Annotated in this window: 21 protein-coding genes; 2 read left to right on the top strand and 19 right to left on the bottom strand. The window is 72.3% G+C overall.

What is annotated here, in order from left to right; genetic code table 11:
- Positions 1-48: 48 nt before the first annotated feature.
- Entirely contained in the window at positions 49-1,878 is a 1,830-nt protein-coding gene (locus WFI00_RS16580) for a ribonucleoside triphosphate reductase (protein WP_336633410.1), read from the top strand.
- Positions 1,848-2,594, top strand: coding sequence for an anaerobic ribonucleoside-triphosphate reductase activating protein (locus WFI00_RS16575; protein WP_336633409.1), 747 nt, complete (start codon positions 1,848-1,850; stop codon positions 2,592-2,594). The genes WFI00_RS16580 and WFI00_RS16575 overlap by 31 nt, the downstream gene beginning before the upstream one ends.
- A gap of 244 nt (positions 2,595-2,838) precedes the next feature.
- On the opposite strand, the gene der is transcribed toward WFI00_RS16575, so the two are convergent.
- From der to WFI00_RS16480, 19 genes are all read right to left on the bottom strand, one after another.
- On the bottom strand, positions 2,839-4,362 hold the full coding sequence (gene der / locus WFI00_RS16570) for a ribosome biogenesis GTPase Der (RefSeq protein WP_336633408.1): 1,524 nt from the start codon (positions 4,360-4,362) through the stop codon (positions 2,839-2,841).
- Complete coding sequence (gene cmk, locus WFI00_RS16565) at positions 4,352-5,077, bottom strand: (d)CMP kinase (protein WP_336633407.1); 726 nt, start codon at positions 5,075-5,077, stop codon at positions 4,352-4,354. Before cmk ends, der begins: the two co-directional genes overlap by 11 nt.
- Positions 5,074-6,195 carry a prephenate dehydrogenase gene (locus WFI00_RS16560; RefSeq protein WP_336633406.1) on the bottom strand — a complete coding sequence of 374 codons (1,122 nt, stop codon included), beginning with the start codon at positions 6,193-6,195 and terminating at the stop codon, positions 5,074-5,076. The genes cmk and WFI00_RS16560 overlap by 4 nt, the downstream gene beginning before the upstream one ends.
- Before the next feature lie 16 nt (positions 6,196-6,211).
- Entirely contained in the window at positions 6,212-6,985 is a 774-nt protein-coding gene (locus WFI00_RS16555) for a pseudouridine synthase (RefSeq protein ID WP_336633405.1), read from the bottom strand.
- On the bottom strand, positions 6,982-7,593 hold the full coding sequence (gene scpB / locus WFI00_RS16550; RefSeq protein WP_336633404.1) for an SMC-Scp complex subunit ScpB: 612 nt from the start codon (positions 7,591-7,593) through the stop codon (positions 6,982-6,984). Before scpB ends, WFI00_RS16555 begins: the two co-directional genes overlap by 4 nt.
- Positions 7,583-8,401: a segregation and condensation protein A gene (locus WFI00_RS16545; protein ID WP_336633403.1), complete on the bottom strand. Its 819-nt coding sequence runs from the start codon at positions 8,399-8,401 to the stop codon at positions 7,583-7,585. Before WFI00_RS16545 ends, scpB begins: the two co-directional genes overlap by 11 nt.
- Positions 8,385-9,269, bottom strand: a complete 885-nt coding sequence (locus tag WFI00_RS16540) for a ParA family protein (RefSeq protein WP_336633402.1) — start codon at positions 9,267-9,269, stop codon at positions 8,385-8,387. The genes WFI00_RS16545 and WFI00_RS16540 overlap by 17 nt, the downstream gene beginning before the upstream one ends.
- A 141-nt stretch (positions 9,270-9,410) precedes the next feature.
- A complete protein-coding gene (locus WFI00_RS16535) occupies positions 9,411-10,490 on the bottom strand; it encodes a hypothetical protein (protein WP_336633401.1) in 1,080 nt (359 codons plus the stop codon).
- A gap of 2 nt (positions 10,491-10,492) precedes the next feature.
- Positions 10,493-11,722 (bottom strand): aminotransferase class V-fold PLP-dependent enzyme, encoded by a 1,230-nt coding sequence (locus WFI00_RS16530; protein WP_336633400.1) that lies wholly within the window; start codon positions 11,720-11,722, stop codon positions 10,493-10,495.
- A 69-nt stretch (positions 11,723-11,791) separates the two neighbouring features.
- Positions 11,792-12,400 carry a vitamin K epoxide reductase family protein gene (locus WFI00_RS16525; RefSeq protein WP_336633399.1) on the bottom strand — a complete coding sequence of 203 codons (609 nt, stop codon included), beginning with the start codon at positions 12,398-12,400 and terminating at the stop codon, positions 11,792-11,794.
- Between the two features lie 94 nt (positions 12,401-12,494).
- Positions 12,495-13,418: a site-specific tyrosine recombinase XerD gene (locus tag WFI00_RS16520; RefSeq protein ID WP_336633398.1), complete on the bottom strand. Its 924-nt coding sequence runs from the start codon at positions 13,416-13,418 to the stop codon at positions 12,495-12,497.
- Positions 13,415-14,062 carry an NUDIX hydrolase gene (locus WFI00_RS16515; RefSeq protein ID WP_336633397.1) on the bottom strand — a complete coding sequence of 216 codons (648 nt, stop codon included), beginning with the start codon at positions 14,060-14,062 and terminating at the stop codon, positions 13,415-13,417. Before WFI00_RS16515 ends, WFI00_RS16520 begins: the two co-directional genes overlap by 4 nt.
- Positions 14,055-15,755: a CTP synthase gene (locus WFI00_RS16510; protein WP_336633396.1), complete on the bottom strand. Its 1,701-nt coding sequence runs from the start codon at positions 15,753-15,755 to the stop codon at positions 14,055-14,057. The genes WFI00_RS16515 and WFI00_RS16510 overlap by 8 nt, the downstream gene beginning before the upstream one ends.
- Positions 15,756-15,814: 59 nt before the next feature.
- Complete coding sequence (gene recN, locus WFI00_RS16505; protein WP_336633395.1) at positions 15,815-17,512, bottom strand: DNA repair protein RecN; 1,698 nt, start codon at positions 17,510-17,512, stop codon at positions 15,815-15,817.
- The gene (locus WFI00_RS16500; protein ID WP_336633394.1) at positions 17,509-18,477 is read right to left on the bottom strand and encodes an NAD kinase; all 969 of its coding nucleotides are present in this window, start codon (positions 18,475-18,477) and stop codon (positions 17,509-17,511) included. The genes recN and WFI00_RS16500 overlap by 4 nt, the downstream gene beginning before the upstream one ends.
- On the bottom strand, positions 18,474-19,304 hold the full coding sequence (locus tag WFI00_RS16495) for a TlyA family RNA methyltransferase (RefSeq protein WP_336633393.1): 831 nt from the start codon (positions 19,302-19,304) through the stop codon (positions 18,474-18,476). The genes WFI00_RS16500 and WFI00_RS16495 overlap by 4 nt, the downstream gene beginning before the upstream one ends.
- Positions 19,301-19,465: a hypothetical protein gene (locus tag WFI00_RS16490; protein ID WP_336633418.1), complete on the bottom strand. Its 165-nt coding sequence runs from the start codon at positions 19,463-19,465 to the stop codon at positions 19,301-19,303. The genes WFI00_RS16495 and WFI00_RS16490 overlap by 4 nt, the downstream gene beginning before the upstream one ends.
- A gap of 43 nt (positions 19,466-19,508) precedes the next feature.
- Positions 19,509-20,552 carry an HAD-IIA family hydrolase gene (locus WFI00_RS16485; RefSeq protein ID WP_336633392.1) on the bottom strand — a complete coding sequence of 348 codons (1,044 nt, stop codon included), beginning with the start codon at positions 20,550-20,552 and terminating at the stop codon, positions 19,509-19,511.
- On the bottom strand, positions 20,552-21,490 hold the full coding sequence (locus WFI00_RS16480) for a hypothetical protein (protein ID WP_336633391.1): 939 nt from the start codon (positions 21,488-21,490) through the stop codon (positions 20,552-20,554). Before WFI00_RS16480 ends, WFI00_RS16485 begins: the two co-directional genes overlap by 1 nt.
- Positions 21,491-22,178: the final 688 nt, after the last annotated feature.

Raw genomic sequence — 22,178 nt, 5'->3', positions numbered from 1 at the left:
GTCATACCACCCAGGCTCACGCGAGCCTCGTTCCAGGAATGAGACCCCATGGCATCCCCCCGCACCGTCCCCGTCGCCGGAACCATCGACGAGTACCTCGCCCGCGCCGACTGGCGCGTGAACGCGAACGCGAACCAGGGGTACTCGCTGGGCGGGATGATCCTGAACGCGGCGGGCAAGCTCATCGCCAACTACTGGCTCGACGAGGTCTACGCCCCCGAGGCCGGCACGGCGCACCGCGACGGCGACCTGCACATCCACGACCTCGACGTGTTCGCCGGATACTGCGCCGGCTGGTCGCTGCGGATGGTCCTCGAGCAGGGCTTCAACGGTGTCTCCGGCAAGATCGCCTCCGCTCCCCCGAAGCATTTCTCCAGCGCGCTCGGCCAGCTGGTCAACTTCCTCGGGACGCTCCAGAACGAATGGGCCGGCGCGCAGGCGTTCAGCTCCTTCGACACCTACCTCGCCCCCTACGTCCGCCTCGACGCCCTCTCGTACGACGAGGTCCGGCAGGGGATGCAGGAGTTCATCTTCAACCTCAACGTGCCCTCCCGCTGGGGCACGCAGACCCCGTTCACGAACCTCACCTTCGACTGGGTCTGCCCCGACGACCTCGCCGCGCAGCATCCCCTCGTCGGCGGCCGCGTGCAGAGCTTCGCCTATGGCGACCTCGCCTCGGAGATGGCGATGATCAACCGCGCCTTCATCGACGTGATGGCCGGCGGCGACCAGGACGGGCGCGCCTTCACCTTCCCGATCCCGACGTACAACATCACGAAGGACTTCGACTGGCACGGCGAGAACACCGACGCCCTGTTCGCGATGACCGCGAAGTACGGCCTCCCATATTTCCAGAACTTCGTGAACTCGGACCTCGATCCGCACATGATCCGCTCGATGTGCTGCCGCCTGCAGCTCGACCTCACCGAGCTCCTGAAGCGCGGCAACGGCCTGTTCGGCTCCGCGGAGCAGACCGGATCGATCGGCGTCGTCACGATCAACTGCGCGCGCCTCGGGTTCGTTCACTCCGGCGACGAGGACGCGGCGCTCGCCCGCCTCGACGAGCTGCTGGAGATCGCCCGCGACAGCCTCGTCGCCAAGCGCGCGGTCATCGCCCACCACCTCGAGGGCGGCCTGTTCCCCTACACGCAGCGCTACCTCGGCACGTTCGACAACCACTTCTCGACGATCGGCGTCAACGGCATCAACGAGTACGTCCGCAACCTCACGCGCGACGCCGACGACATCACGTCCGAGGCGGGCGCCGCCTTCGCGACGCGCCTGCTCGACCGGGTCCGCGCGCGCATGGTCGAGTTCCAGGAGCAGACCGGCCATATGTTCAACCTCGAGGCGACCCCGGCCGAGGGCACGACGTACCGGTTCGCCAAGGAGGACATCGCGCGCCTCCCGGGCATCCGTCACGCCGGCACCGACGACAACCCGTACTACACGAACTCGTCGCAGCTGCCCGTCGGATACACCGCCGACCCGTTCCTCGCGATGCAGCTGCAGGAGCCCCTGCAGGCCAAGTACACCGGCGGAACGGTGCTCCACCTCTACATGGGCGAGGCGATGCCCTCGGCCGAGGCGTGCCGCGAACTCGTCCGCCGCTCGCTGTCGCGCTTCCGCCTGCCGTACATCACGGTGACGCCGACGTTCTCGATCTGCCCGACGCACGGCTACCGCTCCGGCCACCACGAGGACTGCCCCGACTGCGGCGCGGCGTGCGAGGTGTGGACGCGCGTGATGGGTTACTTCCGGCCGATCGCGAGCTTCAACATCGGCAAGAAGGGCGAAGCTGAGGAGCGGACGTATTTCTCCACGGCCCCGCTCCCTGAGGAGGGATCATGGCACGCAGCGTTGCAGCCCACGAGCTGAACATCGCGGGGATCACCCCGTTCTCGACGGTCGACTGGCCCGACATGCTCGCCGCGACGGTGTTCCTGCAGGGATGCCCGTGGAACTGCTTCTACTGCCACAACCCCGCCCTCATCGACCCGAGGGCCGAGGGCGACGTGTCGTGGAGCGACGTCACCGACCTGCTGTGCGACCGGATCGGGCTACTCGACGGGGTCGTGTTCTCCGGCGGGGAGCCGACCCTGCAGCGGGCCCTGATCCCCGCGATGGAGTTCGTGCGGGCGCTGGGCTTCCAGGTGGGGCTGCACACGGGCGGCGCCTACCCCGGGCTCCTCGCCCACGCGCTGCCGCACGTGGACTGGGTCGGGCTCGACATCAAAGCCCTCCCCGAGGCGTACGACACGGTGACCGGCCGCCCCCGGAGCGCCGAGAACGCGTGGCGGTCACTCGAGCTCGTGCTCGGCAACCGGCTGCTGCGGGCGGGCACCGACCGTCCGCTCGACTTCGAGGTGCGCACGACCGTGCATCCCGCCGCGATCGACGACGCGGGCCTGCGCGAGCTCGGCTGCCGGCTCGCCGACGCCGGCGTCGACTGCTGGGCCGTGCAGCGGTTCCGCGACACCGGCGTACGCTCCCCGCTCCCGCGCGTCGAGGAGCTGCCGGCGGATGCCGCGGCATCCCGCCTCACGCTGGAGGATCTCCCCGTCGAGCGCTTCGCCTCCCTCGTGGTGCGCTGACGCGGCTGCGCCGCGGCTCGCCTGGCCCTGTCTCCCTCGCCCTCACCGCCGCCCTCGCGCGTCCGTCTCCCCTACCTCCCCCGCGAGAAACCGCTTTCGCCTCGAGAAACCCCGCAGGAGGTGGTTTCTCGAGGCGAAAGTGATGTCTCACCGGCCGGCGACGGCGCGACGCGGCGACGGCGCGAGGCGGCGACGCAGCGCGACGGCGCGAGGCGGCGGCAGCGCGGCGGCAGCGCGACGCGCGTCAGCGCTGGCGGCGCTCCCGCACGCGCATGTTCGTCACGATGGGCGTGCCCTCGAAGCCGAAGATCTCGCGCAGGCGTCGCTGGATGAACCGGCGGTAGCCCGGGTCGAGGAACCCCGTGGTGAACAGCACGAACGTCGGCGGCCGGGTGGACGCCTGCGTGCCGAACAGGATGCGCGGCTGCTTGCCCCCGCGCAGCGGGTGCGGATGTTCGGCGACGAGCTCCGAGAGGAACGCGTTGAACTTGCCGGTCGGGATGCGCTGGTCCCACGAGGCGAGCGCCGTCTCCAGCGCCGGGACGAGCTTCTCGAGATGACGGCCCGTGCGCGCCGAGATGTTGACCCGCGGCGCCCACGTGACGTGGGCGAGGTCCTGCTCGATCTCGCGCTCGAGGTAGCGCCGGCGGTCGGCGTTCTCCATGTCGTCGTCGTTCAGGCGGTCCCACTTGTTGAAGGCGAGGACGAGCGCGCGCCCCGACTCGAGCACGAGGTCGATGATGTTGAGGTCCTGCACGCTGATCGTCTCGGAGACGTCGAGGACGACGACGGCGACCTCGGCCTTCTCCAGCGCGGCGGAGGTCCGCAGCGACGCGTAGAAGTCGGCGCCCTGCTGCAGGTGCACGCGGCGACGGATGCCCGCGGTGTCGACGAAGCGCCACAGTTTGCCGCCGAGCTCGACGATCTCGTCGACCGGGTCGCGCGTCGTGCCGGCGAGCTCGTTGACGACGACGCGCTCCTCGCCCGCCGCCTTGTTGAGCAGCGACGACTTGCCGACGTTCGGGCGCCCGAGGATCGCGACGCGGCGCGGTCCGCCGAGCTCGGCCTTCGCGACGGCGGAGATCTCCGGCAGCACCTTCATGACCTCGTCGAGGAGGTCGGCGACGCCGCGCCCGTGGATCGCCGACACCGGATGCGGCTCGCCGAGCCCCAGGTTCCACAGGGCCGCGGCCTCGGGCTCCTGACGGGCGTCGTCGATCTTGTTCGCGACGAGGAAGACGGGCTTCTTCGTCGTGCGCAGGAGCCGGACGACGGCCTCGTCGGTCGCGGTCGCCCCGACCATCGCGTCGACGACGAACAGGATCACGTCGGAGAGGTCGATCGCGACCTCGGCCTGGGCGGCGACGGAGCGGTCGATGCCCTTGGCATCCGGCTCCCACCCGCCCGTGTCGACGAGCGAGAAGCGGCGGTCCATCCACTCGGCCTTGTACGTGACGCGGTCGCGCGTGACGCCCGGGGTGTCCTCCACGACGGCCTCGCGGCGGCCGAGGATGCGGTTCACGAGCGCGGACTTGCCGACGTTCGGCCGCCCGACGATCGCGACCACCGGCAGCGCCGGCAGCATCTCGACGATCTCGCCGCCCGCGGTGAAGCCCGCGAGCAGGTCGGCGTCGTCCTCGTCGAGGTCGTAGTCGCCCAGCGACGCGCGCAGGGCGGCGGCGCGCTGGTCGGCGAGCACCTCGTCGAGGGCCGCCATCTTCTCCTCGAGGCGGTCGGGGCCGCCCTCGTACTCGTCGTCAGCGGCCATCGTGGTTCTCCTGGATCCCCGCGGCGACGACGTCGAGGACGGCGGCCACGGTCTGTGCGAAATCGAGATCGGTCGAGTCGACCACGCTCACGCCGGGGGCGGCGGTGAGGAAGTCGACGACCTGGCTGTCCGCCGCGTCGCGGCGGTGCAGGGCGGCCGCGACATCCGCGGCGTCGTGGGTGTCGAGCTCGGCGCTCCGGCGGGCGGCGCGCACCGAGGGGTCGGCGGTCAGGAGGATCCGCACCGGCGCGTCGGGGGCGACGACGGTCGTGATGTCGCGACCCTCGACGACGACGCCGGGGCGACCCGACTCGGCGACGAGGGTGCGGAACAGGTCGTTGACGCGTGCGCGCACGGCCGGCACGCGGGCGACGCCGCTGACGGCCGCGGTCACGCGCGGCTCGCGGATGGCCTCGGTCACGTCGGTGTCGCCGACCCGCACCCAGTAGTCGTCGGGATCGAGGGAGATCGCGTAGGGGAACTCCTCGGCGGCGTCGAGCACGACGGTCTCGTCGGCGGTGGCCGCACCGGCCTCGCTCTCCGCCTCTGCACCGGCACCGGCACCGGCACCGGCAAGATCGAGCACGTGCCACGCGAGGGCGCGGTACGCGGCGCCGGTGTCGAGATAGCCGAAGCCGAGGCGGCGGGCGGCCTCCTTCGACACGCTGGACTTGCCGGACCCGGCGGGCCCGTCGACGGCGATGGTGACGGTCATTCGGGGATGCTCGCGATCTTCCAGCCGCGGGCGACGAGGCCCTCCTCGGCGTGACGGACGACACCCGGGACGACGCTGATCTCGGCGAGGCCGAACTGTGCACCGGGCGAGTGCTCGAGGCGCAGGTCCTCGACGTTGACGTCGAGCTCGCCGAGCTCACCGAACAGGCGCCCGAGCTGGCCGGGGGTGTCGTCGACCATGACGACGATCTGCTCGAAGCGCCGGTTCTGACCGTGCTTGCCGGGCAGGCGGTCGACGCCGTCGTTGCCGCGGCGGATCATGTCGGCGACCGCGCGGCGGGCGCCGGGCGCCTCGGGCTGACGCAGCGCGTCCGCGATGCCCGAGAGGTCGGCGGCGAGGGCGTCGAGGACGTCGACGACGGGCTCCGCGTTGGCTCCGAGGATCTGCACCCACAGCTCGGGCGCCGACGCGGCGATGCGCGTCGTGTCGCGCACGCCCTGCCCCGCCAGCTGCAGCGAGTCGCCCGGGGCGTCCACGAAGCGCCCGGCGAGGAGGGATGCCACCAGCTGCGGCACGTGCGAGACGAGCGCGACCGCGCGGTCGTGCTCTTCGGGGGTCATCTCGATCGGCGTCGCGCCGAGGTCGAGCGCCAGCCCTTCGACGAGCGCGAGGTCGGAGGCGGGCGTCTCGCCGTCGCGGCAGACGACCCACGGGCGGCCGACGAAGATGTCGGCCCGGGCCGAGATCGCGCCGCCGCGCTCGCGCCCCGCCATCGGGTGCGAGCCGATGTAGTGGGTGAGGTCGACGCCGCGCTCGCGCAGTGCGTGCAGCGGCTCGAGCTTGACGCTCGCGACGTCGGTGACGACGACCCCGGGGAAGGCGGCGAGCTCGCGCTCGACGACCTCGGCGATCACGTCCGGGGGCACGGCGACGACGATCAGCACGGGGGCGTCGCCGTCCGCGGCGGCGCGCCCGGCGCCGTAGTCGATCGCCAGCCGCAGCTGCGCGGGCGATGCGTCGGCGAGCGCGACGTCGACGCCGAGCCCGCGGAGGGCATGGCCGATGCTCGCACCGAGCAGGCCCGCTCCGACGACGCGGACGGTGCCCGCGGTGCGCGCGGCTCGGGGGCGCGCGTCGACGACGGTCGGGTCGGTCACAGTCTCCGCCTCGGGGTCAGGATTCGGGGGGCGCGGACGGCGCCGTCTGGCGCGCGACGGTCAGCAGCGCGCCGCGTTCCACTGTAGTCAACTCCCGTGCCCGCCCCGCAGGGAGCGTTCCCAGGTGCAGCGGGCCGAACTGGCGGCGCACGAGCTCGATGACGGGATGCCCGACCTCGGCCATCATCCGCCGCACGATGCGGTTGCGCCCCGAGTGCAGCGTGAGCTCCACGAGCGACGTCCCGGCGGAGGCGTCCAGCAGCCGCGCCCTGTCGGCGGCGATGGGGCCGTCGTCGAGGTCGACCCCCTTGGTCAGGCGGGCGATCGTCTGCGCGGTGACGCGGCCGTCGACCTTCGCGATGTAGACCTTCGTGACCCCGAACGACGGGTGGGCGAGCACATGGGCGAGGTCGCCGTCGTTCGTGAGGACGAGTAGGCCCGACGTCTCGGCGTCGAGGCGCCCCACGTTGTAGAGCCGCTCGTCCCAGTCCTTCGCGAAGCGGCGGAGGTCGGGACGGCCCTGCTCGTCCTTCATCGACGAGACGACGCCGGTCGGCTTGTTGAGCATGACGTAGCGCTTCGTGGCATCCAGCTGGATAGCGGTGCCGTCGACGTCGACGAGGTCGGTCGCCGGGTCGATCCGGGTGCCGAGCTCGGTGACCACCTGCCCGTTCACCCGCACGCGGCCCTCGACGATGAACTGCTCGCACACGCGCCGCGAGGCCACGCCGGCGTTCGCGAGCACCTTCTGCAGCCGCACGCCGTCGGCCAGGCCCTCCCCCGCGCTCATCGGATGACCTCCGCGTCGAAGCCGTCCGCTCCGTCGTCGAGCAGGGGGGAGATGTGGGGCAGCTCATCGAGCGCATTGATCCCGAGGTTCACGAGCAGGGCCTCCGTCGTGCCGTAGTTGATGGCGCCGGTCTCCGGGTCGGTGAACAGCTCGGTGATGAGCCCGCGCGCGAGGAGCGTGCGCACGACGGAGTCGACGTTGACCGCGCGGATCGCGGCGACCTGACTGCGGGTCACGGGTTGCTTGTAGGCGATCACGGCGAGGGTCTCGAGCGCCGCCTGCGACAGGCGCGAGGGCGCCTGGCCGCCGACGAACTCGGCGATGAGGTCGTCGTGCTCGTCGCGCACGTACAGGCGCCATCCCCCGCCGACCTCGCGCAGCTCGAAGCCGCGCCGCGGGCCGTCCGCCTCGCCGTCGTAGTCGCGCACGAGGTCGGCGACCGCCTGCCGCACGGCCGGCACGGGCGAGCCCACGGCGGCCGCGAGCGCGACGAGGCTCTGCGGCTCGTCGACGATCAGGAGGATCGCCTCGATGCGGCGGCGGATGTCGACCGGCTCCTGCGAGCGCACGGGCGCGGCGTCGAGGTCGGTCTCGGGATCAGCGGTCATAGTCGGCTCCCAACGAGGCGAGGTTCTCTTCGGACCAGCGCTCGGCGGTCCAGCGCAGGGTGAGCTCGCCGAGCGGTTCGAGCTGCTCGAACGACAGGGCGGCGTGGCGGTAGAGCTCGAGCACCGCGAGGAAGCGGGCCACCACCACGCCCGTCTGCGCGACGCCGGCGACGAGCTCACGGAAGTTCAGCGTGCCTGCATCCCGCAGCAGCGTCACGACGACGGCCGCCTGCTCGCGGATCGACACGAGCGGGGCGTGCAGGTGGTCGAGGCCGACGTGCGGGATCTCCTTCGGCGCGAAGGCGAGGAGCGCGAGGGCGGCGAAGTCGTCGACCGAGAGGGTCCAGACGAGCTCCGGAACGGCGCGGCGGTACTTCTCGTCGAGGCGGACGGCGCGCACGTGGCGCCGGTCTTCACGGCGCAGACTGCGCTCGAACCACGCCGACACCTCTTTGAAGGCGCGGTACTGCAGCAGGCGGGCGAACAGGAGGTCGCGGGCTTCCAGGAGCGCGACCGACTCGGCGTCCACGAGCTCGCCCTGCGGCAGGAGCCCCGCGACCTTCATGTCGAGGAGGGTCGCGGCGACCACGAGGAACTCGGATGCCTGTTCGAGCTCCTCTTCGTCCTCCAGCCCCTTGAGGTACGAGATGAACTCGTCCGTCACGCGGCTCAGCGAGATCTCGGTGATGTCGAGCTCGTGCCGGCCCAGCAGCGTCAGCAGGAGGTCGAACGGGCCGTCGAAGCCCGCGAGCGAGACGCGGAAGCCGTCGGGCGGATCGTCGGGGCGGTGCTCAGGCGACGGCGCCACGGGCGACCAGCTCCCGCGCGAGGCGCAGGTAGGCCTGGGCCGCCGCGTGCTCCGGCGCGAACTTCGTGATCGGCATGCCGGACACCGAGGCATCCGGGAACTTCACGGTGCGCCCGATGACCGTCTCCAGCACGTCGTCGCCGAAGGCCTCGACGACCCGCTCGAGCACCTCGCGCGAGTGGAGCGTGCGCGGGTCGTACATCGTGGCCAGGACGCCGTCGAGCTCGATCGCGGGGTTCAGGCGGTCGCGCACCTTGTCGATCGTCTCGATCAGGAGGGCGACGCCGCGCAGCGCGAAGAACTCGCACTCGAGCGGGATGAGCACGCCGTGGCTCGCGGTCAGCGCGTTGACGGTGAGCAGGCCCAGCGACGGCTGGCAGTCGATGAGGATGACGTCGTACTCGCCGGTGACCTTGCGCAGCACGCGCGAGAGGATGGTCTCGCGTGCGACCTCGTTGACGAGGTGCACCTCCGCCGCGGACAGGTCGATGTTCGCGGGGATCACGTCGAGGCCGTCGACCGAGGTGTGCACGATCGTCTCGTGCGGGTCGCGCTTCGTGTCCAGCAGCAGGTCGTAGATCGTCGGGACGTCGTGCGTCGCGATGCCCAGCCCCGCCGACAGCGCGCCCTGCGGGTCGAAGTCGATGGCGAGGACGCGGCGGCCGTACTGGGCGAGCGAGGCGGCCAGGTTGATGGTCGTCGTCGTCTTGCCGACGCCGCCCTTCTGGTTGCAGAGGGCGATGATCCGCGCCGGACCGTGCGAGGCGAGCGGCGCCGGGGTCGGGAAGCCGTGGTACGGGCGACCGGTCGGACCGATCGGGACGTCCTCGGAGGGGGCCTGCTTCGCGCCCCGCGTCTTCTCCGCCACCGATACCTGCCTTCTGCTGTCCTCTCGGAACCGTGCCCTGCGATTCTCGCATACGACACGCCGCGCGCCGCGAGTGCCGTCGGTGTGTGGGTGAGCCCGCCCCGCCGCAGCCCCCGGTTCAGAGCATCCGGTGCCCTCGCTTCAGTGCATGCCGCGCAGGGCATCCACGTCGACGAGGCCGGAATGCAGCCGACCTCCCGCGATGAGCGACGGGATCGCGACCGTCCGGATCCGGTCCTCCACGACCGTGCGGCTCGCGGCGAGCGTGTCCGCGACCTCGGGCGACGCCGCGAGCTCGGCGATCCGGTCGACCTCCTCCGCGGAGTAGCCGTCGTCGGCGAGCCAGGTCCGCAGGCGAGCGGTCGCGTCCTCCGGCGAGGCGTCGTTCATCCACTCCTGCGTGGTCTGCCCGTCGGCGGCGTCGGTCGTGAACAGCTGCTCGAGGATGTACCAGTCGCCGGTCTCCCCCGCCGAGCTCCCGTGCTCCGCCTCCCACGCGCGCACCGCCGTGAGGTAGGACGCGACCAACGGCGAGTTGGCGAACTTCGGGCCGAACCCGCCGTCGATCGGATACGCGATGTAGGTGACGTTGTGGGTCTCGTCGAATCCGGAGGCGCGCATGTTGCGGAACAGCTCCGCGCAGAAGCGGCAGCCGGGGTCCAGCACCTCCAGCGCGACGGGCCGGCCCGGGACGTAGCCGCCGAGGTAGGTCGCGTCGGGGCTCGCGAACTCCGCGGCATCCCATTCGCGCAGTCGGCTCGGGATGGTCGAGATCGTGTCGCCGACCGAGGCGAACTCGCGGCCGAACGCGCCGATCACGTCGCCGGTCCCGATCGACTCCCAGAAGCCCGGCTCGCTGCCGCCGATCGAGCACGCCTGCGCCGCGAGCGTGCAGGCCTGGGTGTCCTGCTTGTCGCAGGTGCCGTAGACGAAGAGGTTCAGGCCGCTGCGCCCGAGCAGGTACAGGCTCACCACGAGCGAGAGCACCATGATCCACGCCAGCACCTCGATCGCGATCGAGGCGGGCTTCACCAGGCGCGGAGCCCGGACCGCGAGCGGGGCGAGCATCGAGGACTTCACATCGTCGCGGAACGAGCTGTCGCACGCCCGGAAGGTCACGCGGCGAGAGAAGCAGCCCCACGCCTTGCCGAGGAGCTTGCGATACTTCGCCGACACGGCCGAGAGGACGAGGACGACGATGAAGGCGACGATGCAGACCACGGCTACAGCCCCGCCATCATCGGGCCCATGACCCCGACCGCGCGGTCGATGTCGCCGGGTGTCGTGTGGGCGCCCAGGCTGAAGCGGACGAGGGCGGGCAGCCCGTCCCGCTCGGCGAGCCAGTGGTGGGTGCAGAAGTGGCCGCTGCGCACGGAGATGCCCGCCCGCGAGAGGAAGACCGCGAGCCGGTGGGCGTCGACCCGCTCGGGCACGACGGAGATCGTCGCGGAGGGCGCGGCATTGACGACCGCGACGTGCGGCATGTCGGCGAGCGCGGCGTACAGCGTCTCGCCGAGGGTCGCCTCACGCGCGTCGATGTCGCCGCGCCGCGCGAGGAACCAGGCGAGGGCGGCGCCGTAGCCGATGATCTCGCCCCACGCCTGCAGACCCGGCTCGAGGCGTGTGTGCAGGGCGGAGGACGGCGTGAAGCCGTCCTCCGTGACGGCGTCGACCTGCCCGCCGCCGACGATCTGCAGCTCCAGGCTCGTCAGCAGGGCGTCGGCGGCGACGACGACGCCGAGCGAGGGGGCGTACAGCTTGTGGGCGGAGAAGCAGAGGGCGTCCGCACCGAGCCCGTGCAGCGCCTCGAAGGCGTGCGGCGCCGCCTGTGCCGCATCGACGATCACCGCGCCGCCGTGCCGCTGCACGTCGGCGACGATGCCCCGCAGGTCGCGGGTCAGGGTGCCGGTGACGTTGTCCATCGCCGAGAGGACGACGACGGCGTCCGTCAGGTCGACGGAGGTCAGGTCGACCGCGCCGTCCGGACCGCGGTCGACGACGACGCGCTCGACGCCCAGCCGGCGCGCCGCGGTCATCGTGGAGAGGAACACGGAGTTGTGCTCGTGGTGGGTGGTCACGATGCGGGCGTACCGCCCGGTCGGCAGCTGCTGCAGGAGCAGATTGAGCCCCAGGGTGGTGTTGAGCGTGAAGGCGCATGTGTGGGTGCGCGCGGAGAGGCCGAGCGCCGTCAGCGTGGCGGCGCGCGCCGCATCCACCTTCTCGTCGACGCGCCGGCCCCAGCGGTAGCGGCCGCGGTCGCCGCACGCCCCGTACTCGCGGTAGTACTCGGACATCGCGTCGAGCACGGGCTGAGGGCGCAGCGACTGGCATGCCGCGTCGAGGTAGACGTCGTCGGGGCTCAGGAACGGGAAGTCGGTGCGGGCGGGGTCGCCGGCGTCCCGCGTCTGCGCGATGTCGGCACCCGCGTGCGCGCGTCTGCCGAAGAGTGCCATGCCGTCATCCTCCGCCGCCGGGGCGAGGTCGCGGAGCGCCGAACGCCGTGCAAAAGCCCGGCCCGGAGCTCAGAACAGGCTGCCGATCACGTCGAGGCGCAGCTGCGCCGTCACCGCGATGAGGAGGTAGTCGGCGAGGACGATGAGCGGCAGCCACGAGAGGATCGCGGCCCCCGTCGATCGCGCCGCACCGCCCCAGAGGCCGGCCCGGAGAGTCCAGCCGAGGACGGTGAAGAACAGGGGGATCGTGACGAGCCAGATCACCATGCACCACGGGCACAGCGAGCCGTACTCGAAGACGCTCCGGTAGGCGAGGACGTGCACGAACACGAAGGCCGCGGCGACGAACACGGCGTAGGTGCGCCAGTACCAGGCGCGGTGGCCGCCCGGGGTCGCCAGGGCGCTCACCCCGGCGTAGACGGGCCCGAGGAACAGGACCATCCCGAGGATCGAGTTGCTGAACCCGAGCAGGTTGCCGCCCGGGGAGAGCAGGTTGGGCCCGCACGTGACGATCGGGCTGATGCTGCAGGAGATCAGGGCGTCCGCTCCGGTCAGCTGGCCGATGTACTCGAGGTACAGCAGGAAGGCGACGATCCAGCCGACGACGCCCGCGACGACCCACCAGATCGCGAGCCCTCGGCCCGGGCGGAACAGTCGCGGGGGCGCCTCGATGGTCACGCCCTCCATCTTCCGCTCCCCGCCCGCGGGCCCCGGTCCCTCCCGCCGTGCAAAACCCCCGCCCGCCGACGGCCTCGGCGACGGACGGACGCGGTCAGCGGGCTCGGGGGTGGGAGGTGAGGTAGACGTCCCGGAGGGCGTCGACCGTCACGTGGGTGTAGATCTGGGTCGTCGCGACCGAGGCATGACCCAGCAGCTCCTGCACGACCCGCACGTCGGCGCCGCCCTGCAGCAGATGGGTCGCGAACGAGTGCCGGAAGGTGTGCGGCGACACGTGGGCGGTCAGCCCGGCCCGCTCCGCCGCGGCCTGGATGACCAGCCACGCCCCCTGCCGCGAGAGGGGCGCCCCCCGCGCCCCCAGGAACAGGCGCGGCGTCGCCCTCCCCCGGCGCGACAGCTCGGGGCGGGCACGGGCGAGGTACGCGTCGACGGCCGCGCGCGCATACGATCCCACCGGGACGATGCGCTCCTTGGCGCCCTTCCCGCGCAGGCGCAGCACCTCGCCGTGGGCGACGTCGTCGACGTCGAGCTGCATGACCTCCGACACCCGCGCGCCGGTCGCGTACAGCAGTTCGAGCAGCGCGCGGTCCCGCAGCCGGACGAGGTCGGTCTCCACGGCGTCGCCCGGGGCCGGGCCCGCCGCATCCAGCAACGCCTCGATCTGCGTGATCGACAGGGCCTTGGGCAGCCGCTGCGGGGCCTTGGGCGGTCGCAGTCGGTCGGTCGGGTCGACCGAGCCGTGCCCCTCCCGCACGAGGAACCGGTGCAGTCCGCGCACCGACGACTGCAGCCGCGCGAGCGACGTCGACGCCGGCGGAGGGTCGGCCGACGCCCGCTCGGCGGCGAACTCGGCGACGACGGCGGCCGTGACGGCATCCGTGTCGTCGATCCCCCGCTCAGCGAGCCACGCGCGGTACACCGCGAGGTCGCGCGCGTACGCCGCGACCGTGTGCTCGGACAGCCCGCGCTCGATCGTGATGTGCCTCAGGTAGGCGTCGACGGCGCGGTCGAGGTTCACGCCGTCGGCGCTCCCCCGGCGTCGGGTCGGCCGCCGGGCCGGCGCGTCCACTCCTCGCCGGAGGGCGCGAGCGTCGACCAGCCGCGCGCCCTCGACGCCTGCGCGGTGAGCGCGCCGATCACGAGCGACGGGTTCTGCACGCGCCGGGCCAGCACGGCGTCGACGACCTCGTCGAGGGGAGCCCAGCGCACCTCGATGTCGGCCTCTTCGTCGTCCCGCTCGAACGCCTCAGGCGTCGCGGCGAGCCCGCGGGCGAGGTAGATCCGGATCGCCTCGTTGCTGCCGCCCGGCGTCGTGAAGAAGTCGCTCAGGACGTCCCACCGCGACGCCGTGAGGTCGGCCTCCTCGGCGAGCTCGCGCTGGGCGGCGACCAGCGGATCCTCGCCCTCGATGTCGAGCAGCCCCGCCGGGATCTCCCAGTCGCGCATGCGCACCGGGTGCCGGTACTGCTTGATCAGCAGCACGCGGTCGTCCTCGTCGAGGGCGAGCACGGCGACGGCCCCGGTGTGGTCCATGTACTCGCGCACGATGGATGCGCCGTTGTAGGCGAACTCCTCGCGGCGGATGTCCCACACCCGCCCCGCGAAGACGCGCTCCGTGTCGAGGATGTCGATCTCGACCGGCTCGTCGCGGAGGTCAGTCACCTTCGACCTCGAACAGCTCGCTCGCACGGTGCCGCTCGAGCGCCGCGGCGATGAGACCGCGGAAGAGCGGGTTCGCCTCGGTCGGACGCGACCGCAGCTCGGGGTGCGCCTGGGTGGCGATGTAGTAGGGGTGCACGTCGCGCGGCAGCTCGACGTACTCGACGAGGTTGCGGTCGGGCGAGAGCCCCGAGAACCAGAGACCGGCGTCGGCGATCTGGTCGCGGTAGCGGTTGTTGACCTCGTAGCGGTGGCGGTGACGCTCGCTGGCGCGGGAGGCGCCGTACACCTCCGCCGCGAGGGACCCTTCGGCGAGCTCGGCCTCGTAGAGGCCCAGGCGCATCGTGCCGCCGAGGTCGCCGTGGTCGAGGATGTCGACCTGCTCGGCCATCGTCGCGATCACGGGGTGGGCGGTGTCCGGGTCGAACTCGCTCGACGAGGCATCCGCGATGCCCGCGACGTTGCGCGCGTACTCGATCACCATGCACTGCAGGCCCAGGCAGATGCCGAGCGTGGGGATGCCCTGCTCGCGGGCGAAGCGCAGCGCGCCGAGCTTGCCCTCGATGCCGCGGATGCCGAACCCGCCGGGCACGACGATGCCGTCGACGGCGCTGAGGGCCTTCGCGGCCCCCTCGGGCGTCTCGCACAGGTCGGACGGGATCCACTGCACCTGGACCTTGGTCTCCTGCGCGAACCCGCCGGCCTTGAGCGCCTCGGTCACGGAGAGGTAGGCGTCCGGCAGATCGATGTACTTGCCGACGAGGCCGATGGTCACCTCGTGCTTGGGGTTGTGGACGGCGCCGAGCACCGTGCTCCAGCGCGTCCAGTCGACGTCCGCCGCCTTGCGGTCCAGGCCCAGCGCTCCGACGATGTAGCTGTCGAGCCCCTGCTCGTTGAGCATCGTGGGGATGTCGTAGATCGAGGGGACGTCGATCGCGTTGACGACCGCGTCCTCGTCGACGTCGCACATGAGTGCGATCTTGCGCTTGTTGGACTCGGTGACCGGCCGGTCGCTGCGCAGCACGAGCGCGTCGGGCTGGATGCCGATCGACCGCAGCGCCGCGACGGAGTGCTGGGTGGGCTTGGTCTTCTGCTCGCCCGAGGCGCCCATGAACGGCACCAGCGAGACGTGCACGAAGAACACGTTCTTGCGGCCGAGCTCGTGGCGGATCTGCCGAGCCGACTCGATGAAGGGCTGCGACTCGATGTCGCCGACGGTGCCGCCGATCTCAGTGATGATGACGTCCGGCTGGGGCGTCTCGTCGGCCTGCAGCCGCATGCGCCGCTTGATCTCGTCGGTGATGTGCGGGATGACCTGCACGGTGTCGCCGAGGTACTCGCCCCGGCGCTCCTTGGCGATCACCTCCGAGTAGATCTGCCCGGTCGTGACGTTGGCGGCCTGGCTCAGCTCGATGTCGAGGAAGCGCTCGTAGTGGCCGATGTCGAGGTCCGTCTCGGCGCCGTCGTCGGTGACGAAGACCTCGCCGTGCTGAAACGGGTTCATGGTGCCCGGATCGACGTTGAGGTACGGGTCGAGCTTCTGCATGACGACCCGCAGTCCGCGCGCGGTGAGCAGATTGCCCAGCGACGCGGCGGTCAGACCCTTCCCCAACGACGAAACGACACCGCCGGTCACGAAGATGTGCTTGGTGGTGTCGTTCTGAGTTCTGCCCGCGTCTGAATGAGTGTCCGTCACGGGCTTTCATCCTATCAGCGATGCGGCCCGGCGGGGCGGAGCACGCCCGGCGATGCGGGTCAGGCCGGGGCGGTGCCGAGGCCCAGCAGCTCGCGCGCGTGCTCGAGCGCGGCCGGCGAGTCGGGCAGCCCCGACAGCAGACGCGCCATCTCCGCCTCGCGTTCGGCGCCGTCGAGGGCACGGACGCTGGAGGCGGTCACCGAGCCGTCGCTCGCCTTCACGACCGTCAGATGCGTGTCGGCGAAGGCGGCGACCTGGGCGAGGTGGGTCACGACGATCACCTGGCTCGTGCGGGCGAGCGCCGCGAGGCGGCGGCCCACCTCGATCGCGGCGGCCCCGCCGATGCCCGCGTCGATCTCGTCGAAGACGAACGTGGGCACGCTGTCGGCGCCGGCGATCACGACCTCGATGGCGAGCATCACGCGACTCAGCTCGCCGCCGGACGCGCTCTTGGCGACGGGGCGGGGGTCGGCTCCGGGGTGCGGGGCGAGGAGGATCGTGACCTCGTCGCGCCCCGCCGCGCTCGGCGCCGCGGGGGCGACCGCGACGACGACGCGCGCGTCGGGGAGGGCGAGGGCGCGAAGCTCGGCGGTGACGGCATCCGACAGGCGCGACGCCGCATCCGTGCGGGCGGCGGTCAGGCGGGCGGCGGCGTCGTCGAGCTCCGCGGTCGCCGCATCCCGCTCGCTCGTCAGACGCTCGACCCGATCGTCGTCGTCGTCGAGCTCGGCGAGGCGGAGCGCACCGCCGTCGCGCACCGCCAGGGCGTCCTCGAGCGATCCGTGCGTGCGCACGAGCCCGCCGATCGCCGCGCGTCGCTCCTCGACGGCGGCCAACTCGTGCGGCCCCGACTCGTCGAGGTCGGCGAGATATCCGCTGAGGTCGGTCGCGAGGTCGGATGCCCGGTAGCCGAGCTCTTCGAGCGTGGCGACGTGCGCGGCGAGGGCGGCGTCGCTTCCCGCCGCCCGCTCCAGGGCGCGACGGGCCTCCGCCAGGAGCGTCACCACGTCCGGCAGCTCGCCGTCGCCGGAGAGCGCCTCGTGTGCTCGGGTCGCGGCGAGGCGGAGCTCTTCGGCGTTGGCGAGTCGTTCCGCGCGCTGAGCGAGCTCGACGTCCTCCCCCGGCTGGGGATCGATCTGGTCGAGCTCGGCGAGGGCGGCACGCAGCTCGTCCGCTTCGCGCACCCGATCCGCGCGGTGCGCGGTGAGCTCCTCCAGCTCGGCGCTCAGCGCCCGCGCACGCTCGAAGCGTTCGCGGTACGCGGCGAGCGGGCCGGCGACGTCGCCCGCACCGAATCGGTCGAGCGCGTCGCGCTGGGCAGCCGCGGACCGCAGGCGCAGCTGGTCGGACTGCCCGTGCACGACCACGAGCTGCTCGGCGAGGTCGGCGAGCACGCCCGCGGGCGCCGCGCGGCCGCCGACGCTCGCACGGCTGCGACCTTCGGCGGTGACGGTGCGCGACAGGTACAGCTCGGCACGTCCGTCGCCGAGGGGCTCCATGTCGCCGCCGGCGTCGGCGACGCGGTCGCCGACCGGGCCGGTCTCGGGAACCACCCAGACGCCCTCGACGACGGCCTGCGCCGCGCCCGAACGCACGGTGCCCGCGTCGGAGCGCTCCCCCATGAGCAGGCCGAGGCCGGTCACGACCATCGTCTTGCCGGCGCCGGTCTCACCCGTGATCGCGGTGAATCCGGCTCCCATCTGCAGCGTGGCCCGCGCGATCACCCCGAGATCGCGCAGCGTCATCTGCTCGATCATGCGGGCGGCTCCCCGACCGGTCCGACGACGGGGATCGCCGATGTCGTGACAGGGCCGCGCCACCCCGCCACGGGCAGCTGGAACTTGCGCACGAGGCGGTCTGTGAACGGTGCCGGGTGCAGCCGCGCGAGGCGGACGTGTTCGGGCGAGCGCCGCGCGACCACGCGCGCCCCGGGCGGCAGGTCGTGCGAGCGCCGCCCGTCGCACCACAGGATGCCGGTGCCGTCGGTGCGGGCGAGCACGTCGATGGCGACCGTGGCCTCGGGGCCGACGACGAGCGGACGGGCGAAGAGGGCGTGCGCGGAGAGCGGGACGACGGCGATCGCCTCGACCGTCGGCCAGATCACCGGCCCGCCCGCGGAGAAGTTGTACGCGGTGGAACCGGTCGGCGTGGAGATGACGACGCCGTCGCATCCGAAGCTCGACAGCGGACGGCTGTCGATCTCGATGACGACCTCCATCATCCGCTCGCGCGCGGCCTTCTCGACGGTCGCCTCGTTGAGGGCCCACGTCTCGTAGATCACGGAGCCCGAGGCGGCCCGCACCTCGACGTCGAGCGTCATGCGCTCCTCGACGTCGTAGTCGCGATCGATGACGCGGCGCATGGCGTCGTCGATGACATCCGCCTCGATCTCGGCGAGGAAGCCGACGTGACCCATGTTGATGCCGAGGATCGGGGCGGTGCCGGTGCGGACGAGCTCCGCCGCGCGCAGGATCGTCCCGTCGCCGCCCAGGACGATCGCGATCTCGAGCGCATCGACCGTGACGTCGGCACCGAGCGTCGCCAGCTGGCCCACGTCGCCGAGTGCCTCGCGCAGCTCGTCGTCCTCCGCCGGCAGCACGGCCCGGGCGCCGGCCGAGAGGATCGCCTCGATGACACGGCGGGCTGCCCGCACGGTGTCGTCGCGCCGAGCGTGCGCGACGACGAGGATATCGCGCGCGGGCAGGGGGGCCCCGATGGTCATCTCGCTCCCGCCAGTCGGTTCACGGTCTCCAGATATTCTGTCGGATTGCCCACGGCGCGCTCCTCGGGATCGCCGGACACCCGGAGCACCGGGCGCAGGTGGACGAGGTACTCGTGGTTGCCGTGGGTGCCGGCGAGCGGCGACGCGACGACGCCGAACGTGCCGAGGCCCGCATCCCACGCCGACCACAGGACTCCCGCGACCGCGTCGGCGCGCGCCGCAGGATCGGTGACGAGGCCTTCGCGCACGCCGGTGCGACCGACCTCGAACTGAGGCTTGACCAGGAGCACGAGGTCGGCGTCGGGCGCCGCGACGGAGGCCGCGGCGGGCAGCACGTGCGTCAGCGAGATGAACGACAGATCGCCGGTGATCAGGGCGGGAACGACCGGTCCTCCGGTCGCCTCCGCGAGGCTCTCCGGCGTCATGTGGCGCACGTTGAAGCCTTCGACCACGGTCACCCCGGGATCGGCGGCGATCGCGTCGGCGAGCTGGTCGTGCCCGACGTCGACCGCCAGCACCCGCGCCGCGCCGCGCTCGCGCAGCACCTGCGTGAAGCCGCCGGTCGAGGCCCCCATGTCGAGGCAGACGCGGCCGACCACCTCGACCCCGAAGGCGTCGAGGGCCGCGATGAGCTTGTGCGCCGCCCGGCTCACGTAGTGATCGGACGCCGCGACCGTCACCTCCTGGTCGTCCGCCACGCGAGCGGACGACTTGACCACCGGTGCGCCGTCCACGCTCACCAGGCCCGCCTCGATCAGCTGCGCAGCGTGCGTGCGAGACCGCGCGAGCCCGCGTGCCGCGACGGCGGCATCCAGTCGCGAGCTCACGCCGACGGGTCCCGCGGGCCGGACTCGAGCCGGCGGGCCAGTTCGTCGTGCACCGCCGCGTACGCAGTGGCGCGCTCCGCGAGCGGCTGACCCTCGATCACCTCGAGCGTGGAGAGCAGATCGTCGCGGCGGGCGTCGGCATCAGCGGCATCCATCGACATGCCTCCACGATACGCGGCGGGCCGCCGGGCGGGGCACCGACCCTCAGGGGCGGTGGAACGGATCGGCGTACAGTCGCTCCGGCACACGGAAGCCGTAGATCGCGCGCCCGGTCGCCCAGAGCGCTGCGGCACCCGCCCGCACGAGGTCGATGGGGCGATCCCCCTCGCTCACGATGTGCACGTCGGGGCCGTCGATCCGGACCGCGGCCGTCCCCACCCGCGTGACGTCGCCGTCCACCACGGTCGCCGGGTACGGCTGATCCAGCTCGCGCAGGTCGCCGACGATGTACGTGGGCCGCGACGAGGTCGGGGCGGCGAGGACGTGCTTCGGGCGGTCGACACCGGTCAGCACCAGGACCGAGTCGATCCCCGCGGACTGCGCGCCCGCGATGTCGGTGTCGAGCCGGTCGCCGATGAAGAGCGGATGCTGCGCGCCGAAGCGCGCGACGGCCTCGTCGAAGATCGGGCGCTCCGGCTTGCCCGCGACGAGCGCGAGGCGACCGACGGCCGTGTGCACGGCGGAGACCAGTGTGCCGTTGCCCGGAGCGATCCCCCGCGCCTGCGGGATCGTCCAGTCCGTGTTGGTGGCGATCCACGGGATGCCGCCCTCGTCCTCCGGGAGCGCGAGGGCGTAAGCGGCTTCCGCCAGCTGCGACCAGCCCACATCGGGCGCGAAGCCCTGCACGACCGCGGCCGGCCCGTCGTCCGCGCTGCGCGTGACGACGTAGCCGGACTTCTCCAGCTCGGAGACGAGGCCGTCCCCGCCGACGACCAGGATCGTCGCGCCGGGGGCGATGCGTTCGCGGAGGAGACGCATCGCCGCCTGCGGGCTCGTGACGACATCCTCGGCTCGCGTCGCCGTCAGCCCCAGCTCGCGCAGGTGCTCGGCGACGGTCGTGTCGCGGCGGGATGCGTTGTTCGTGATGAAGCCGAGGCGGCGGGTCTCGCCGGCGCGGTTGAGGCTCTCCACCGCATGCGGCAGGGCGCCGGGACCTGCGTAGACCACGCCGTCGAGGTCGGCCAGCACGACGTCCACACCGTCCAGGGGTGCGGACCCGGTGGCCGGGCGACGGGAGAACAGGGCCATCAGGAGGCGCTCGGAGCGTCGTCGGTCGTGTCGGCGGGAGCCTTCGCGGTCGCCGCGTCATCGCCAGCGGCATCGGTGGCCGAGTCGTCCTCCTCGTCGATCCCCGCCTCGGCGAGGATCTCGTCGACCTCGTCCTGCACACTGGGCACCGGTTCCGATGCGGTCTCGTCGGGCTGCGCGTCCGCGGCCTCCGCAGTCGCGTCATCCGCCGAGGACTCGACCTCGTCGGCGCCGTCGGTCTCCTCCGGCGCCGCGGTCTCCTGGGGCAGGTCGATCTCCTCGATCTCCTCGATCTCGAGGGTCTCGCGGTCGGCGTCGAGCGCGCCGAGGGCGTCGGCCGCCACGTCGGCGCGGCGCTGCCACTCGGCGGCCTCGTCGGTGCGTCCGAGCTCTTCGAGCACGGCGGCGCGCGCGGCGAACAGACCGGGGCTCCAGCTGAAGGCGCGGTCGGGATCGAGCTCGGGGATGTCGAGTTCCTGGAGCGCCCGCTCGTTCTCGCCGAGGTCCAGGCGCGCCCCCGACATCGCGATCGCGAGCTCGACCCGCACGTCCACGGGCAGCGATGCCCGGTCGACCGCGCGGCCGACCTCGAGCGCACGGTCGGGGCGACCCACGCCGCGCTCGCTGTCCACCAGCAGCGCGATCTGGTCGTCACGGCCGGAGATCCGACGGTACGTGCGGAGCTCCCGCACCGCCAGGGGGAAGTCGCCGTTCGCGTAAGCGGTGATCGCGACCGTCTCGCGGACGACCGCGATGCGCCCGGCGCTGCGCGAGGCCGCGAGGGCGTGCTCGTGGGCGAGAGCGGGGTCGTCGTCGATCAGACGAGCGGCCATCGCAAGGTGACGCGCGACCTGCTCCGCGTTCTCCTTGCTCAGGGTCTTCAGCTCGTTGCGAGCCGGCCCGTTGAGGTCCTGCGGCGTGACATCGGCGGGCAGCACGGGACCCGCGGGTCCGCTGCGGCGGTCCGACCCCTGCGGCGGTCGCGTCGCGCGGCGGTCACCGTCGCGCGGGGGGTACGGCTTCCGTTCGCCGTCGCGCTTCGGGTACGGCTTCCGTTCGCCGTCGCGAGGGGCGTACGGCTTCCGTTCGCCGTCGCGTGCGGCGTACGGCTTCCGTTCGCCGTCGCGCGGGGCGTACGGCTTACGCTCGCCATCGCGCTTCGGGTACGGCTTGCGCTCCCCGTCGCGAGGGGCGTAGGACTTCCGCTCTCCGTCGCGCTTCGGGTACGGCTTCCGCTCACCGTCGCGCGGGACGTAGGGCTTACGCTCACCATCGCGAGGGGCGTACGCCTTACGCTCTCCATCGCGAGGGGCGTACAGCTTACGCTCTCCGTCGCGAGGGGCGTACGGCTTACGCTCTCCGTCGCGCTTCGGGTACGGCTTACGCTCACCGTCGCGCTTCGGGTAGGGCTTCCGCTCTCCGTCACGGCGCGGTCCGCGCGCGCGGTCATCGTCCTCGCGACGCGGTCGTTCCTCTGCGGCCATCACGGACCCCCTCTTCCCTCACGCTCCATCATGGTGTGTTAACGGGAAATGGCCACCCAGCAGTGGGTGGCCATTTCTCGAAAGAAGTCCGGCGGTGTCCTACTCTCCCACAGGGTCCCCCCTGCAGTACCATCGGCGCTGT

Origin of the sequence: Microbacterium sp. MMO-56 (genome assembly GCF_037146215.1) — a bacterium.
Lineage (GTDB): Bacteria > Actinomycetota > Actinomycetes > Actinomycetales > Microbacteriaceae > Microbacterium.
Note: the sequence above shows the minus strand (reverse complement) of the source record. Positions and strands in the feature narration are given on the sequence as shown.